This window comes from Blastochloris viridis (assembly GCF_001402875.1).
GTDB lineage: Bacteria > Pseudomonadota > Alphaproteobacteria > Rhizobiales > Xanthobacteraceae > Blastochloris > Blastochloris viridis.
In genome coordinates, this window is record NZ_CP012946.1 from 2,750,060 (window position 1) to 2,763,621 (window position 13,562).

Annotated in this window: 16 protein-coding genes and 1 pseudogene; 7 read left to right on the forward strand and 10 right to left on the reverse strand. The window is 67.7% G+C overall.

Annotated features, from left to right (window positions below):
- The first annotated feature begins 4 nt into the window (after positions 1-4).
- The 3 genes from ychF (at position 5) to BVIR_RS12045 (ending at position 2,252) form a co-directional block, all read left to right on the forward strand.
- Positions 5-1,102, forward strand: a complete 1,098-nt coding sequence (gene ychF, locus BVIR_RS12035; protein ID WP_055037877.1) for a redox-regulated ATPase YchF — start codon at positions 5-7, stop codon at positions 1,100-1,102.
- A gap of 215 nt (positions 1,103-1,317) precedes the next feature.
- Positions 1,318-1,779 (forward strand): MaoC family dehydratase, encoded by a 462-nt coding sequence (locus BVIR_RS12040; protein ID WP_055037878.1) that lies wholly within the window; start codon positions 1,318-1,320, stop codon positions 1,777-1,779.
- Positions 1,776-2,252 (forward strand): MaoC/PaaZ C-terminal domain-containing protein, encoded by a 477-nt coding sequence (locus tag BVIR_RS12045; RefSeq protein ID WP_055037879.1) that lies wholly within the window; start codon positions 1,776-1,778, stop codon positions 2,250-2,252. The genes BVIR_RS12040 and BVIR_RS12045 overlap by 4 nt, the downstream gene beginning before the upstream one ends.
- A gap of 170 nt (positions 2,253-2,422) precedes the next feature.
- Here the strand turns inward: BVIR_RS12045 and BVIR_RS12050 are convergent.
- From BVIR_RS12050 to petA, 5 genes and pseudogenes are all read right to left on the reverse strand, one after another.
- Positions 2,423-2,951, reverse strand: a pseudogene (locus BVIR_RS12050) (adenine phosphoribosyltransferase).
- A gap of 131 nt (positions 2,952-3,082) precedes the next feature.
- Positions 3,083-3,961, reverse strand: a complete 879-nt coding sequence (locus BVIR_RS12055) for an S-methyl-5'-thioadenosine phosphorylase (RefSeq protein ID WP_055037880.1) — start codon at positions 3,959-3,961, stop codon at positions 3,083-3,085.
- 207 nt (positions 3,962-4,168) lie between these two features.
- Positions 4,169-5,017 carry a cytochrome c1 gene (locus tag BVIR_RS12060; RefSeq protein ID WP_055037881.1) on the reverse strand — a complete coding sequence of 283 codons (849 nt, stop codon included), beginning with the start codon at positions 5,015-5,017 and terminating at the stop codon, positions 4,169-4,171.
- A gap of 20 nt (positions 5,018-5,037) precedes the next feature.
- Positions 5,038-6,297 carry a cytochrome b gene (locus BVIR_RS12065; protein WP_055037882.1) on the reverse strand — a complete coding sequence of 420 codons (1,260 nt, stop codon included), beginning with the start codon at positions 6,295-6,297 and terminating at the stop codon, positions 5,038-5,040.
- 26 nt (positions 6,298-6,323) lie between these two features.
- Positions 6,324-6,863 (reverse strand): ubiquinol-cytochrome c reductase iron-sulfur subunit, encoded by a 540-nt coding sequence (gene petA / locus BVIR_RS16505; protein WP_236823603.1) that lies wholly within the window; start codon positions 6,861-6,863, stop codon positions 6,324-6,326.
- 285 nt (positions 6,864-7,148) lie between these two features.
- Here petA and BVIR_RS12075 point away from each other — a divergent pair, with 285 nt between their 5' ends.
- The 3 genes from BVIR_RS12075 (at position 7,149) to BVIR_RS12085 (ending at position 8,999) form a co-directional block, all read left to right on the forward strand.
- Positions 7,149-7,625: a tRNA (cytidine(34)-2'-O)-methyltransferase gene (locus tag BVIR_RS12075; RefSeq protein WP_055037884.1), complete on the forward strand. Its 477-nt coding sequence runs from the start codon at positions 7,149-7,151 to the stop codon at positions 7,623-7,625.
- Positions 7,626-7,728: 103 nt separating this feature from the next.
- Positions 7,729-8,628 (forward strand): oxygen-dependent coproporphyrinogen oxidase, encoded by a 900-nt coding sequence (gene hemF, locus BVIR_RS12080; RefSeq protein WP_055037885.1) that lies wholly within the window; start codon positions 7,729-7,731, stop codon positions 8,626-8,628.
- 176 nt (positions 8,629-8,804) lie between these two features.
- Positions 8,805-8,999, forward strand: a complete 195-nt coding sequence (locus tag BVIR_RS12085) for a YodC family protein (protein WP_055037886.1) — start codon at positions 8,805-8,807, stop codon at positions 8,997-8,999.
- A gap of 314 nt (positions 9,000-9,313) precedes the next feature.
- Here the strand turns inward: BVIR_RS12085 and BVIR_RS12090 are convergent, their stop codons facing one another.
- From BVIR_RS12090 to BVIR_RS16930, 5 genes are all read right to left on the reverse strand, one after another.
- Complete coding sequence (locus BVIR_RS12090; RefSeq protein WP_055037887.1) at positions 9,314-9,556, reverse strand: hypothetical protein; 243 nt, start codon at positions 9,554-9,556, stop codon at positions 9,314-9,316.
- Between the two features lie 104 nt (positions 9,557-9,660).
- Entirely contained in the window at positions 9,661-10,926 is a 1,266-nt protein-coding gene (locus BVIR_RS12095; RefSeq protein WP_236823604.1) for a CCA tRNA nucleotidyltransferase, read from the reverse strand.
- Positions 10,923-11,186 carry a DUF6111 family protein gene (locus BVIR_RS12100; protein ID WP_055037888.1) on the reverse strand — a complete coding sequence of 88 codons (264 nt, stop codon included), beginning with the start codon at positions 11,184-11,186 and terminating at the stop codon, positions 10,923-10,925. Before BVIR_RS12100 ends, BVIR_RS12095 begins: the two co-directional genes overlap by 4 nt.
- Positions 11,186-11,839, reverse strand: coding sequence for a CoA pyrophosphatase (locus BVIR_RS12105; RefSeq protein WP_055037889.1), 654 nt, complete (start codon positions 11,837-11,839; stop codon positions 11,186-11,188). Before BVIR_RS12105 ends, BVIR_RS12100 begins: the two co-directional genes overlap by 1 nt.
- Positions 11,836-12,423 carry a DUF1285 domain-containing protein gene (locus tag BVIR_RS16930; RefSeq protein WP_055037890.1) on the reverse strand — a complete coding sequence of 196 codons (588 nt, stop codon included), beginning with the start codon at positions 12,421-12,423 and terminating at the stop codon, positions 11,836-11,838. The genes BVIR_RS12105 and BVIR_RS16930 overlap by 4 nt, the downstream gene beginning before the upstream one ends.
- A 136-nt stretch (positions 12,424-12,559) precedes the next feature.
- Here BVIR_RS16930 and BVIR_RS12115 point away from each other — a divergent pair, with 136 nt between their 5' ends.
- The gene (locus tag BVIR_RS12115; protein ID WP_055037891.1) at positions 12,560-13,561 is read left to right on the forward strand and encodes an AAA family ATPase; all 1,002 of its coding nucleotides are present in this window, start codon (positions 12,560-12,562) and stop codon (positions 13,559-13,561) included.
- The last annotated feature ends 1 nt before the right edge of the window (position 13,562 follow it).

A 13,562-nucleotide genomic window follows, 5' to 3' on the forward strand; every position in this document is an offset into this window, starting at 1 on the left:
CCTTATGGGCTTCAAATGCGGCATCGTCGGCCTGCCGAACGTCGGCAAGTCGACCCTGTTCAACGCGCTGACCCAGACCGCGGCGGCGCAGGCGGCGAACTACCCATTCTGCACCATCGAGCCCAACGTCGGCGAGGTGGCGGTGCCCGACCCCCGGCTCGATGAGCTAGCGCGCGAGGGCAAGTCGGCGCAGATCATCCCGACCCGCCTCACCTTTGTCGACATCGCCGGCCTGGTGCGCGGCGCCTCGAAGGGCGAAGGGCTCGGCAACCAGTTCCTCGCCAACATCCGCGAGGTCGACGCCATCGCCCACGTGGTGCGCTGCTTCGAGGACGACGACGTCACCCACGTCGAGGGCAAGATCGACCCCGTCGCCGACATCGAGACCATCGAGACCGAGCTGATGCTGGCCGACCTCGACAGCCTCGAAAAGCGCGTCGTCGCCGCCGAGAAGAAGGCCAAGGGCGGCGACAAGGACGCCAAGGAACTCCTCGACCTGATGATGCGCGCCTTGGTGCTGCTGCGCGAGGGCAAGCCGGCGCGGCTGGTCGAGCTGAAGCAGGGCGAGGACAAGACCTTCGCCGGCCTCGGTCTTTTGTCCTCCAAGCCCGTGCTCTACGTCTGCAACGTCGAGGAAGGCTCGGCCGCAACCGGCAATTCCGCGTCCGCCAGGGTCGCCCAGCGCGCCAAGGAGGAAGGCGAGCGCTCGGTGGTGATCTCGGCCAAGATCGAAAGCGAGATCGCGGTGCTGCCGCCGGCCGAGCGGGCGGAGTATCTCGACGCCGTCGGTCTCACCGAGCCCGGCCTCGACCGCCTGATCCGCGAGGGCTACGCTTTGCTCGGCCTCGTCACCTATTTCACCGTCGGGCCGAAGGAGACGCGGGCCTGGACCATCACCGCCGGCACCAAGGCGCCCGCCGCCGCCGGCGTCATCCACACCGACTTCGAGAAGGGCTTCATCCGCGCCGAGACCATCGCCTATGCCGACTTTGTCGGCTGCGGTGGCGAAGCGGGCGCGCGCGAGGCCGGCAAGCTCAGGCTCGAGGGCAAGGAGTACGTCGTCGCCGATGGCGACGTGTTGCATTTCCGCTTTGCGAATTGAGGGGGTTCTCGGGTGATTGGCTCGGCTTCTTGCTTCCCTCTCCTCTTGTGGGAGAGGGCGCCGAGCGATCGAAAGATCGCGAGGCGGATGAGGCGTGAATTTGGGCGCACTCGAAGGGCCCCCTCACCCGGCTCGACCTCGCTGACGCTCGGTCTCGCCACCCTCTCCCGCAAGGGGAGAGGGAAGAAAAGCGCCGATCATCCGGAAACCCCGTAATGCCGCGCCTTTATTTCGAAGATTTCCCCCCAGGCTGGACCATCAGCTTCGGCCCGCGCCTCGTCACCCGCGAGGAGATCGTGGCGTTCGCCGCCGAATTCGACCCGCAGCCCTTCCACCTCGACGAAGATGCCGGCCGCGCCTCGATTCTGGGCGGACTGGCGGCCTCCGGCTGGCACACCTGCGCCATCCAGATGCGGATGCTGTTCGACGCCTTCATCGGCAACACCGATAGCCATGGCTCCCCCGGCATCGAGGAGGTGACCTGGCTGCAGCCGCTGCGGCCCGGCGAGGTCGTCACGCTGCAAGGCGAGGTGCTGGAGGCGCGGCCTTCCCGAAGCCGGCCCGGCGTCGGGATCGTCCGCTTCCGCTTCGATCTGGTCGGCGCGACCGGCAAGCCGATCATGCGGCAGGTCGCCACCATCATGATCGGCCGGCACGGCGGCGCGGAGGCAGCATGAGATTTCTAGAGGACATCGTGATCGGCGAGGTCGAGGAACTCGGCCGCCACACCTTCACCGCCGACGAAATCCGCCGGTTCTCGACCGCGTTCGACCCGCAGCCGTTCCACGTCGACGAGGCGCTGGCGGCCGCGAGCCATTTCGGCCGGCTGACGGCATCGGGCTGGCACACCGGCGCGGTGTTCATGCAGCTGTGGACCGCTTACTGCCGCCGCTACACCGACGAGATGACGGCACGCGGCGAGCGGGTGGCGAAGCTCGGCCCCTCGCCGGGCTTTCGCGATTTGAAGTGGCTGAGGCCGGTCCAAGCCGACGACGTCGTGAGCTACCGGCTGGAGTGGACCAGTGCACGCGTGTCGGTGTCGCGGCCGGGCTGGGGTCTCGCCAAGATGACCGTCACCGCAAGCAACCAGACCGGCGAACTGGTGTTCTCGTTCGACGGCGCGGTGTTCGTCGAGCGCCGGCCGGCGTGACGGGGCTACGCAATCGGCGGGCCGCCTTATCCTGACGAGCGGCCTGAAGGCCGCGTCTCGAAGGATGATCCGGCCTTTGAGCTTGACCTTCCACCAACGCCAGCTCGCCTCATGCTTCGAGACGCCCGCTGTCGCGGGCGCCCCCAGCATGAGGACTGGCGTGCGTCGGCTCAGTGCCCGTCGAATTCGATCAACGTGCGCACCGGCACGCCGAGCGCCTCGAGCTTGCTCCGGCCGCCGAGGTCCGGCAAATCGATGATGAAGCAGGCCGACACCACCTCGGCGCCGATGTTGCGCAGCAGGTTGACGGCGCCGATCGCCGTGCCGCCGGTGGCGATCAGGTCGTCGACCAGGGATGACCTTCTCGCCCGGCGTTACCGCGTCGACGTGCATCTCCATCTCGTCGGTGCCGTATTCGAGCGCATAGGCCATCCGCACGGTCTGATGCGGCAGCTTGCCCCTCTTGCGGATCGGCACGAAGCCGGCAGAGAGCTGGTGCGCCACCGCGCCGCCGATGATGAAGCCGCGCGCCTCGATCCCCGCCACCTTGTCGATCTTGCCGCCCGCCCACGGCTGCACCAACTCATCGACGGCCTGGCGAAACGCCCGCGGGCAGCCGAGCAGCGTGGTGATGTCGCGGAACAGAATCCCCGGCTTGGGGTAATCGGGAATGGTTCGGACTGCGTCTTTCAGGATCATGCTCGCCCCTCTTCGCCCCAGGTGGATGAAGCCCGGCACGCCGCGGCGTCGCCGACCTCACCCCGCTCGACAGTTTGCGAGCCGCGCCGGCGCCGCCCAGGGCAGCCGGCCACGGTCCGCAGAAATCGTCCCTATGCCGTCTTCAACACCCGGCCCGCCACGGCGTCCAGCTTTGACAGCAGGATCGGATCGCGAGCGTTCGGCGCGGTGATGATGGCGAAGTCCAGCGCACGGTCCGACCCGACCGGGCACGGCTCATGCTCGGCCGGAAAGTCGGCCGCCAGCCGGCCGACCAGGTGCTTGGCCTTCTCGGCGTTCTCGGTGAGGACGCGGATGATGTCGGTCACCGTCACCGCGTCGTGGCCGGGGTGCCAGCAGTCGAAATCGGTGACCATGCACACGCTGGCGTACGAGATCTCCGCCTCGCGGGCGAGCTTGGCCTCCGGCATGTTGGTCATGCCGATCACGTCATAGCCGGCCGACTTGTAGCTGAGGCTTTCGGCGAGGGTGGAGAACTGCGGCCCCTCCATGCAGACATAGGTGCCGCCGCGCACCGCCTTGATGCCCTCCGCTGCGGCCGCCGAGGCGACGCGGTCGACCAGCTTCGGCGCCACCGGATGGGCCATCGAGACGTGGGCGACGCAGCCGCGGCCGAAGAACGACGACTGGCGGCGGGTGGTGCGATCGACGAACTGGTCGACCAGCACGAAGGTGCCCGGCGCCAGTTCTTCCTTGAACGAGCCGCACGCCGACAGCGAAATGAGGTCGGTGACGCCGGCGCGCTTCAGGCAATCGATGTTGGCGCGGTAGTCGATGTCGCTCGGCGCCAGCCGGTGGCCGACGTCGTGGCGGGACAGGAACACGATGTCCGTGCTCCCGATCCGCCCGCGCTTCAGCCGCGACGACGGCGTGCCCCACGGGCTGGTGACGTCGATTTCGGCGACGTTCTGGAGCCCCGGCAGGTCGTAGATCCCGGACCCGCCGATGATTCCCAGCACAGCTTTGGTCATGACAAAACCCCTCGAGTACCGGATTCGGCCCACCTCGTGGATCCGGATCCGCCTTCCGACAAATCCATTCGCGAGAACAGCACGTTGGCGGCGGGTCGCGAAACGGCGGCGGGGTCGGCCGTGTTCGCATGGCACACGAAAAAAGGGGCCCGTCGCCGGGCCCCTTCGTCTCGGTGAGTCAAGCCCGCGGCGCCAAGGCGTGCCGCATCAGGCGAGGCCCTTTTTCACCGGGCGCCACACCACGATCTTGGTGGCGACCAGAAGGCCGGTGAAGATCACCAGGAAGCCCAGCACCCACCAGCCGATGCGCTTGCGAACGTCGAGCGTCGGCTCGGCCGCCCACATCAGAAACGCGGCGACGTCCTTGGAATACTGCAGCTGAGTCTCCGGCGTGCCGTCGCCATAGGTGACGAGACCGTCTGCGATCGGCGGCGTCATACCAATGATGTGGCCCGGAAAGTACTTATTGTAGAACGAGCCGTCCGGCACCTTGAAGCCTTCCGGCGGATCCTCGTAGCCGTTGAGCAGCGCGACGATGTAGTCGACGCCGTTCTCGTTGTACTGGGTGAAGATGTCGGTGACCCACCACGGGAAGCCGCGCTGGAAGGTGCGGGCCTTGGCGATGACCGACAGATCCGGCGGCAGCGCGCCGTTGTGGATGATGCGGGCCGCTGCCTCGTTGGCATACTGCGAGGGGATGCGGTCGGCGAGCTTGGGCGCGCGCTCGATCGGATCGCCCTTGTCGTTGATGTCCTTGACCTGCACCGGCCAGCTTGCGGCGAGCTGCCTCACCTCATCAAGCGGCAATTCGGGGCCGCCCGGCTGGGCGAAGTTGCGGAACGCCACCTTTTCGAGGGTGTGGCAGGACACGCACACGTTCTGGAACACCTGGAAGCCGCGCCGAAGCTGGGCCTTATCGTACTGGCCGAACGGGCCGGCGAACGACCACGACTGCAGATGCGGCGTATCGCCGCCAGAGGCCTGAGCCGGCACGGAGGCCGCCGCAAGGCCGAACACCAGCGCCAACGACGCCACAAAGCGGAGTTTGATGGTCATGACGATTTCCTCCGCCCTGCTCAACGGTTGATCAGACGGGCGAGCAGGCTCGGCCGACTGTGAGCCTCAAGCACCGCCGCGCTGATCGACTCTGGCAACGGCTTCGGCTTCTCGAAATAGCCCAGTGCCGGCACGATGACCAGGAAGTGAGCGAAGTACCACACCGTACCCACCTGGGAGAGCGTCGGGTAGATGCCCTCGGCAGGCATCGCGCCCAGCCATCCAAGGAAGATGCAGTCCGCCACGAACAGCCAGAAGAAGATCCGGTACAGCGGGCGATAGGCCGCCGAGCGCACCTTGGAGCCGTCGAGCCAGGGCAGGAACAGCAGCACCACCAGCGCGCCGAACATCGCGATCACCCCGCCGAGCTTGTCCGGCACCGCGCGCAGGATGGCGTAGAACGGCAGCAGGTACCATTCCGGCACGATGTGCGCCGGCGTCACACCCGGATTGGCCGGAATGTAGTTGTCGGCGTGGCCGAGATAGTTCGGCACGAAGAACACGAACCAGGCGAAGGCGATGAAGCACACGCCGAGCGCCACCGCGTCCTTGGTCAGGGCGAACGGCGTGAAGCGGACGGTGTCCTTCTCGCTCTTGACCTCGACGCCGGTCGGGTTGGTCTGGCCGGTGACGTGCAGCGCCCACACGTGGAGCATCACCACGCCGACGATGACGAACGGCAACAGGTAATGCAGCGAATAGAACCGGGTGAGAGTCGGGTTGCCAACCGAATAGCCGCCCCACAGCCACGTCACGATCGGGTCGCCGATGTACGGAATGGCCGAGAACAGGTTGGTGATGACGGTGGCGCCCCAGAAGCTCATCTGCCCCCACGGCAGCACGTAGCCCATGAACGCGGTGGCCATCATCAGAATGATGATGATGACGCCGAGAATCCACAGCACCTCGCGCGGCTCCTTATACGAGCCGTAATACATGCCGCGGAACGTGTGCGCATAGACGGCGAAGAAGAAGAACGAGGCGCCGTTCATGTGGATGTAGCGGATCAGCCAACCGTAGTTGACGTCCCGCATGATGTGCTCGATCGACGCGAACGCCAGCGTGTCCTGCGCCACGTAGTGCATTGCCAGCACCACGCCGCTCACGATCTGGATGATCAGGAAGACCGCGAGGATGGCGCCGAATGCGTAAGCGTAATTGATGTTCTTCGGCACCGGAAACGCCACGAACTGATCGTACATCATCCGTACGATCGGCAGGCGCGTATCGAGCCACCGCTCGATCCCGGTGCTGGGTTGGTAGCTGGAATGTCCGCTCATGGCTTGGACTCTCACCTCTCGCGCGCTCAGGCAACACCCGCGCCGATGCGGATCTTGGTGTTATCGACGAACTCGTAGGGCGGAACCGGCAGGTTGGTCGGCGCCGGGCCTTTGCGGACGCGGCCGGAGGCATCGTACTGCGAGCCGTGGCAAGGGCAGAACCAGCCACCCCAATCGCCCTGGTGACCGAGCGGGATGCAGCCGAGGTGCGTGCAACTGGCATAGACCACCAGCCACTCAGCCTTGCCGGGCTTCACCCGCGCGGAGTCGGGCTGCGGGTCGATCAGCGCGCCGACGTCGGCGGCCTCTTCGGACTGGATCTCCTTCGCCGTGCGGTGGCGAATGAAGATCGGCTTGCCGCGCCAGAACACGCGGACGATCTGACCTTCCGTCACCGGCGAAATGTCGATGTCGATGGGCGCGCCGGCCGCGATGGTCGCGGCGTCGGGGTTCATCTGGGTAATGAAGGGCCAAGCCACTGCCGCCACACCTGCCGCGCCGACGGCAGCGGTCGCGACATAGAGGAAATCCCGGCGAGTGGCTTCGGCCGTATCGGAACTGGCCACGGTATGTCCTTTCGGTCTATCCGAGGTGGTCGGTCGTGCTCGCTCCGCGGTCGCGTGCGCGAACCGCTCGCTCCGAGACTCGCGCCCCCACGAGCTCAACGCCTGAAGCGTGAAAAAGCCTGCCTGACGTCGCTGTCTGGCATGGCTCCGCTCCGGCAAATTTCTCATGGCATCGCATGCCGACCTTGTCTAGAGGGCGAGGCTTGAGGACCGTCAACATTATTTTACACTCCCGGTGTTGCTGCTGCGTCAGCAAATGCCCAACCCAAAAAGCGCCCAAAATTCTTGCAAGTTGCCCTGTTTCAGCCCGACATCCCTCAGAACGCCGGCACCTTGGCGCGACTCGGCGCGTGCCTTGGCGTGCCGTTGGCGATCATCGAGCCCGCCGGGTTCCCGACCACCGACCGCGCGTTCGTGCGCGCCGGAATGGACTACCTGGACGTTGCCGTCATCGAGCGCCATGCCTCGTTCGCCGCGTTTGAAAGCTGGCGTCGTGCGGCCGGCCATCGCCTGGTGCTGTTCACCACCGCCGCCGACACCGCCTTCACCGAGTTCGCCTTTCGTCCAGACGATGTGCTGCTGTTCGGCCGCGAGTCGGCGGGCGCGCCGGACCATGTTCACGCGGCAGCCGACGCCCGCCTGATCATCCCGATGCGGCCGGGCCTGCGCTCGCTCAACCTCGCCGTGACCGCGGCAATGGCGCTGTCGGAGGCGCTGAGACAAACCGGCGGCTTTCCGCGACCTGACGGCGCGCGCGCATGACCTCGCCGAATGACCTCGCCCGCATGACGTAGCGATGTGGCGCTCGCCGCATCGCCGCCCCATAACGTTGCGACACACCGCTTGCGAATTGGAGGGAGGCGCGATGCTGGCCGACGCAACTGAGACGGACACGCAAAAGGCGCGCGCTCAAGCCTGGTTCGAAGACCTGCGCGACCGCATCTGCCTCGCGTTCGAGCGCCTCGAACAGGCCGCGCCCGGCCCGTTCGCGCCCGAGGCGCCCGAGCCCGGCCACTTCCAGCGCACGCCGTGGCAGCGGGTCGACCACACCGGCACGCCGGGCGGTGGCGGGGTGATGTCGATGCTGCACGGCCGGCTGTTCGAGAAGGTCGGCGTCCACGTCTCGACGGTGTTCGGCGAATTTTCCCCGGAATTCAGAGCCGGCATTCCCGGCGCCGGCGACGATCCCCGGTTCTGGGCCTCCGGACTGTCGCTGATCGCCCACCCGTGGAACCCGCACGTGCCGACCGTCCACATGAACACCCGCTTCGTGGCGACATCGAACGCCTGGTTCGGCGGCAGCGCCGACCTGACGCCGATGCTCGGCGTGCGGCGTGCGGCGGAGGACCCCGACGCCTGCGCCTTCCACGCCGCGCTGCATGGCGCCTGCGAGCGCCACGCCGACGTCGCCGATTACGCCAGGTTCAAGGCGTGGTGCGACGAGTATTTTTTTCTGCCCCATCGTGGCGAGCGGCGCGGCGTCGGCGGCATCTTCTTCGACTGGCTGGACAGCGGCGACTTCGACGCCGACTTCGCCTTCGTGCGCGAGGTCGGCGAGGCGTTCCTCGCCGCCTATCCGCCGATCGTGCGCGCCAACTGGGCAACCGCCTGGAGCGAGGCCGAGCGCGAGGAGCAACTGGTGCGGCGCGGCCGCTATGTCGAATTCAACCTGCTCTATGATCGCGGCACGCTGTTCGGCCTCAAGACCGGCGGCAACGTCGATGCCATCCTGTCGTCGATGCCGCCGGCGGTGAAGTGGCCTTGACTCATCGCGGCACGGGGCGTGCCGCAAGCAGGCCTCGACAGGCGGTGCCATTTCGGTCAAATGCCGATGCGCAGACGTGACGATCCCGCTCGAAATATCAGCGATGACGTCGACGGCGGGACTCGCTCACGGGAAGGTCAGGTCGGTCACGCTATTCAACGCCAGGAGAAACCGTCATGAAATTCGAAGTCGGAGATATCGTTCAGCTCAAGTCGGGCGGCCCGCTGCTGACCGTCAGCACCGTTGACAAGAATGCCATTCATTGCGTGTATTTTTCCGACGAGGCTGGCGAATTCCGCACCTATGATTTCGCCCCTGCCTTGATCGTCCACGTCGAGATCGAAGACGCCGAAGAAGAAGACGAGGGCTGACCCGACAGCCGGGCCTGAGATGTACCGTCTTGGCCGGGCTTGCCCCCGCCGCGGATGTCGTCGGTTTGGACGGACCGTGGCGAGCCGGGCAAATCCGGCCGACGACACGGTTTCCGGCCGGTCAAACGGATCGGCCGGACCCGCCGAACAGAACCCGCCGTTCCGGGCGTAGCGAAGCTGAGAGCCGGAACCCATGATCCGCGGGGTTTCGGCGTGCGTGCACCTGCCGGAAAGCACCGGTTTTCCCGCTGCCTTGAAGTATTTGCAGGGCTGCCCCTCGTTCTTTGCGGAGCAATTCACCTGACCTCGCCGGTTCAATCGGCGCTCGGCAGACGGCGGATGGTGAATTCGATGCGGCCGTCGTCGAGTTCCCGCCAGGATTCGATTTCGGTCTGATAGGCCGCCTTGGGGAAGCGCGCGAACCACTCCTTCGCCTTTTCTCGCGCGGCAGGGCGCGGCAGGGCGAAGGTCTCGCGCTTGAAGCCGTCGGACACCGCATGCCGACGCTGCGCCTTGACGCGGCGCGCAAGGTCGGCTGGCCTGGCGGAACGCTCCATGGCTACCTCCGCGCGAAGTCTAGCCGCAACGTCGCGCAGAATCGAATCGAGCAGCGACGCCCGCCGCCGAGCGCTGGTTCGCGGCCGCGTCTGCGTCGCCTGCTCTACCGGCCCGCCGGGTCGGCCGGCTCCAGCGCACCGGATACGATCCGGGCGATCGCCTCCGGCGTCAGCGGGAACCCGGCCGCGATCCACGCTGCCTCGCCGCGCGCCAACGCCTGTCCCAGCGCCGGGCCGGGGGCGAGGCCGCGAGCGATCAGGTCCGCCGCCTTGACCGGGAAGCGCGGCGGCACCCAGTGCGCCGGCAGGTCGAGCCGCTCCGCCCAATCCGTGGCGTCGGCCGCCGCGCCGGACAGCGCGAAGGCGGCGAGCACGACGTCGCGATAATCGTCGGCGCCCAGCCGGTACAGCAGCGTCCTGGCCTCGGCGCCGGACAGGCGCTCCACCTGGCGATGATGGGCGGCGATGACGTGCAGCCGGCGGGTCTCGCCGTTGGCAAGGCGCAGCCGGTCGTGCAGCCGGTCGGCATCCTCCTTGATCCGCACCGCCAGCACCGCCAGCCGCCGCACCGGGTCGGGCGAGAGGCCGCACGCGGCCTCGATCGCGGCGAGGCGCGCGAACGCCGCCGGGGCGGCGATGCCGCCGAGCACGGACTGGATCAGGCCGGTTTCGGCCATAACCGCCAACGTCGCGGCCGCCCCATCGGCGCGGAACAGCTTCAGGAGTTCGAGCCGGACCCGCTCGCGCGACAGCCGGCCAAGGCCCGCCCGCTCGCGCAGACACGCGACCAGGCCGTCCGGATCCGGCCGGCCTGCGCCATAGCCGGCGTGGAAGCGGAAGAAGCGCAGGATCCGCAGGTAGTCCTCTTTGATCCGCCGCGCCGGATCGCCGATGAAGCGCACCTTGCGCTGCCGGAGGTCATCGAAGCCGCCGATCGGGTCATGGACGTGGCCGCTGCGGTCGGCCGAGAAGGCATTGATGGTAAAGTCACGGCGGCGGGCGTCGGCCTCCCAGTCGCGGCCGAACGACACCACCGCGCGCCGCCCGAAGGTCTCGACGTCCTGTCGCAGCGTGGTCACCTCGATGCCGACGCCGTCCGTCACCACCGTCACCGTGCCGTGGTCGATCCCGGTCGGCACCGGCTTCAGCCCGGCAGCGCGGGCACGCCGCATCACCTCGTCCGGCAGCGCAGTGGTGGCGATATCGATATCGCCGGGCTGAAGGCCGAGCAAAGCGTTGCGCACCGCACCGCCCACCACCCGCGCTTCCTCGCCGTCGCGGTCGAGCACCGCCAGCACCCGCGCCGCGGGGCCGTCGAACAGCCAGGCCGCCGTGGCCAGCGAGGGAACCAGTGCGGTCGACACCATCATTTGAAATAGCCCGGCATCACCCTGCCGTTCTCCACCCGCGGCGGAACGTAGGTGGAGCCGGCCGGGGCGCGACTGAAATGGGTGAAATAGAGCAGGCTGGCCGCCGTCAGGATCAAGGCGAGGCCACCGCACCAGATCAGAACCGGAGCGGTCCAGCTCTCGGCGCTGCGGACCGGCCGGCGGCGAACCGCCAGATAAAGCGCATAGGCGGCGAACGGAGCGAGAAAGACAGCTGCCTGGATCAAAAACGTACGGAGCATCAGCGGTATACTCTTTCCCACAAGTTCCGAAGGATCCCGGCGGTGACGCCCCAGATATAATGGTCGCCGTATGGCATGGCGTAGTAGGTACGCTCCCGCCCTTTCCACAGCCGGGTGTGGCGCTCGTGATGTTCGGGCGCCATCAGGAAAGCGAGCGGCACTTCGAACGCTGCCGCGACTTCGCGTGGATTGAGCTTGAGCTCGAACGGCGGCGTCACCACCGCCACCACCGGCAGGATGCGGTAGCCGGTGCGCGACAGATAGACGTCGAGGAAGCCGAGCGGGGCGACATGCGCCGGCTTGAGCCCGATCTCCTCCTCGGCCTCGCGTAGCGCGGCGGCGATCGGGGTCGAGTCGTCGGGGTCGATCTTGCCGCCCGGAAAGGCGATCTGGCCGGAATGCTCCGGCAAGGCGGACGAGCGCCGCGTCAACAGCACGGTCGGCTCGGGCCGCATCACCACCGGCACCAGCACCGCCGCCGGCCGCGCCGGAATGTCCGGCGGCAGCGCCATCGACGGGTCGAGGTCGTGATCGCCGCGGATGTCGCCCGCGTCCGGAAATCCCGGCCCCGCCGGCAGCGGCTGCAGCCGCGCCTCGACGCGGGTGAGGAAATCCGCCAGCGGATCGGCGACAGCGGTGTCGGGCGCGTTCACGTCAACCCCGCGATGTCGGCGGCCGGCACCATGGCGAAGAACGCGCCGCCCGAGGCGACGCCGAACATGCGCTCGCCCGCCTCCTCCCGCTCCTCGCCGAACGCAACGAGGTCGTAGAACAGCGCCCGCGTCAGCCGCGCCCACAGATCGCGGCGAACGTGGAGGTAGGGCCTGAGCCCGCCGCCAGCCTCCACCTCGAACCGCAGCGAATGATCCGGCCCGCAGCGCACCAGATCGTCGACATTGGTGCGAAACACCAGCGTACGGCCCTCCCCGCCATCGTCCACCGCCATTTCGACCGCCAGGAACGGCACGTCGTCGACCTTGATCCCGCATTTCTCGGCCGGCGTCACCAGAACGTAGCGGTCGCCTTCGCGCTTGAGCACGGAGGCGAACAGCTTCACCAGTGCCGGCCGTCCGATCGGCGTATTTTGATAGTACCAAGTGCCATCACGGGCGATGCGCATATCGATATCGCCGCAGTCGGGCGGCGACCACCGGTCGAGCGGCGGCGGCCCCTTCGAGGTGCCGACCGCGCGCATCAGCGCTTCCAGGCCGGATGCGGCGTTCGCTGTGTCGTTCATGCGGCGGCACTCATATGACGGTCGCGACTCGCAATAACGTGATCCCGGCGCTGGGGCTTCGACCTCATTCCCGGATAACCTAGGCCCCAACACCCCACACTGCACGCGGCATCGCCGCGGCCAGCGGAGAGACCTCATGCCGGCGGAGACCAGCGAAAGCCTGGATGCCCTGATCGTGCGGGCGGCCGAGAGCACGGCCGCCCACGTCCGCTCCGCGCGTGCTGCCATCGGCCAGGTGATCTTCGGCCAGGAGACGGTGGTCGAGCAGGCCTTGATCACCATCCTGTCCGGCGGCCACGCGCTCTTGGTCGGCGTGCCGGGTCTGGCCAAGACCAAGCTGGTCGACACGCTCGGCCTCGTGCTCGGCCTCGACGCCCGGCGCGTCCAGTTCACCCCCGATCTGATGCCCTCCGACATTCTCGGCTCCGAGGTGCTGGAGGAAAGCGCCACCGGCAAACGCTCGTTCCGCTTCATTCCCGGGCCGGTGTTCGCACAGCTCTTGATGGCCGACGAGATCAACCGCGCCAGCCCGCGCACCCAGTCGGCGCTGCTGCAGGCGATGCAGGAATACCACGTCACCATCGCCGGCCAGCGTCACGACCTGCCCAAGCCTTTCCACGTGCTGGCGACCCAGAATCCGCTGGAGCAGGAGGGCACCTATCCGCTGCCCGAGGCCCAGCTCGACCGCTTTCTGATGCAGATCGACGTCGACTACCCCGACCGCGCGGCCGAACGGCGCATCCTGTTCGAGACCACCGGCGCCGAGGAGGCCAAGGCCCACGCCGCGATGTCCGCCGAGGACCTGCTGGCGGCGCAGCGGCTGGTTCGACGCCTGCCGGTCGGCGACTCGGTGGTGAGCGCGGTGCTCGATTTGGTGCGCTCCGCCCGCCCCGGACCGGAGGCCGGCGCCCTCGGCACGGCGATCGCCTGGGGCCCCGGCCCGCGCGCCTCGCAGGCCTTGATGCTGGCGGTGCGCGCCCGCGCGCTGCTGGACGGCCGCTTCGCCCCCTCGGTCGACGACGTGCTCGCCTTGGCCGAGCCCATCCTCAAGCACCGCATGGCACTCACGTTCCAGGCCAGAGCCGAGGGCGAGACGGTGGCCGGGGTGATCGGCCGCCTCAAGGCCCGCATCGGATGAA

Bases quoted from the DNA above. Each gene is read 5' to 3' on its own strand.
- ychF (WP_055037877.1), top strand. From the start codon at position 5: ATGGGCTTCAAATGCGGCATCGTCGGCCTGCCGAACGTCGGCAAGTCG.
- BVIR_RS12040 (WP_055037878.1), top strand. From the start codon at position 1,318: ATGCCGCGCCTTTATTTCGAAGATTTCCCCCCAGGCTGGACCATCAGC.
- BVIR_RS12045 (WP_055037879.1), top strand. From the start codon at position 1,776: ATGAGATTTCTAGAGGACATCGTGATCGGCGAGGTCGAGGAACTCGGC.
- BVIR_RS12055 (WP_055037880.1), bottom strand. From the start codon at position 3,961: ATGACCAAAGCTGTGCTGGGAATCATCGGCGGGTCCGGGATCTACGAC.
- BVIR_RS12060 (WP_055037881.1), bottom strand. From the start codon at position 5,017: ATGACCATCAAACTCCGCTTTGTGGCGTCGTTGGCGCTGGTGTTCGGC.
- BVIR_RS12065 (WP_055037882.1), bottom strand. From the start codon at position 6,297: ATGAGCGGACATTCCAGCTACCAACCCAGCACCGGGATCGAGCGGTGG.
- hemF (WP_055037885.1), top strand. From the start codon at position 7,729: ATGCTGGCCGACGCAACTGAGACGGACACGCAAAAGGCGCGCGCTCAA.
- BVIR_RS12085 (WP_055037886.1), top strand. From the start codon at position 8,805: ATGAAATTCGAAGTCGGAGATATCGTTCAGCTCAAGTCGGGCGGCCCG.
- BVIR_RS12090 (WP_055037887.1), bottom strand. From the start codon at position 9,556: ATGGAGCGTTCCGCCAGGCCAGCCGACCTTGCGCGCCGCGTCAAGGCG.
- BVIR_RS12095 (WP_236823604.1), bottom strand. From the start codon at position 10,926: ATGATGGTGTCGACCGCACTGGTTCCCTCGCTGGCCACGGCGGCCTGG.
- BVIR_RS12100 (WP_055037888.1), bottom strand. From the start codon at position 11,186: ATGCTCCGTACGTTTTTGATCCAGGCAGCTGTCTTTCTCGCTCCGTTC.
- BVIR_RS16930 (WP_055037890.1), bottom strand. From the start codon at position 12,423: ATGAACGACACAGCGAACGCCGCATCCGGCCTGGAAGCGCTGATGCGC.
- BVIR_RS12115 (WP_055037891.1), top strand. From the start codon at position 12,560: ATGCCGGCGGAGACCAGCGAAAGCCTGGATGCCCTGATCGTGCGGGCG.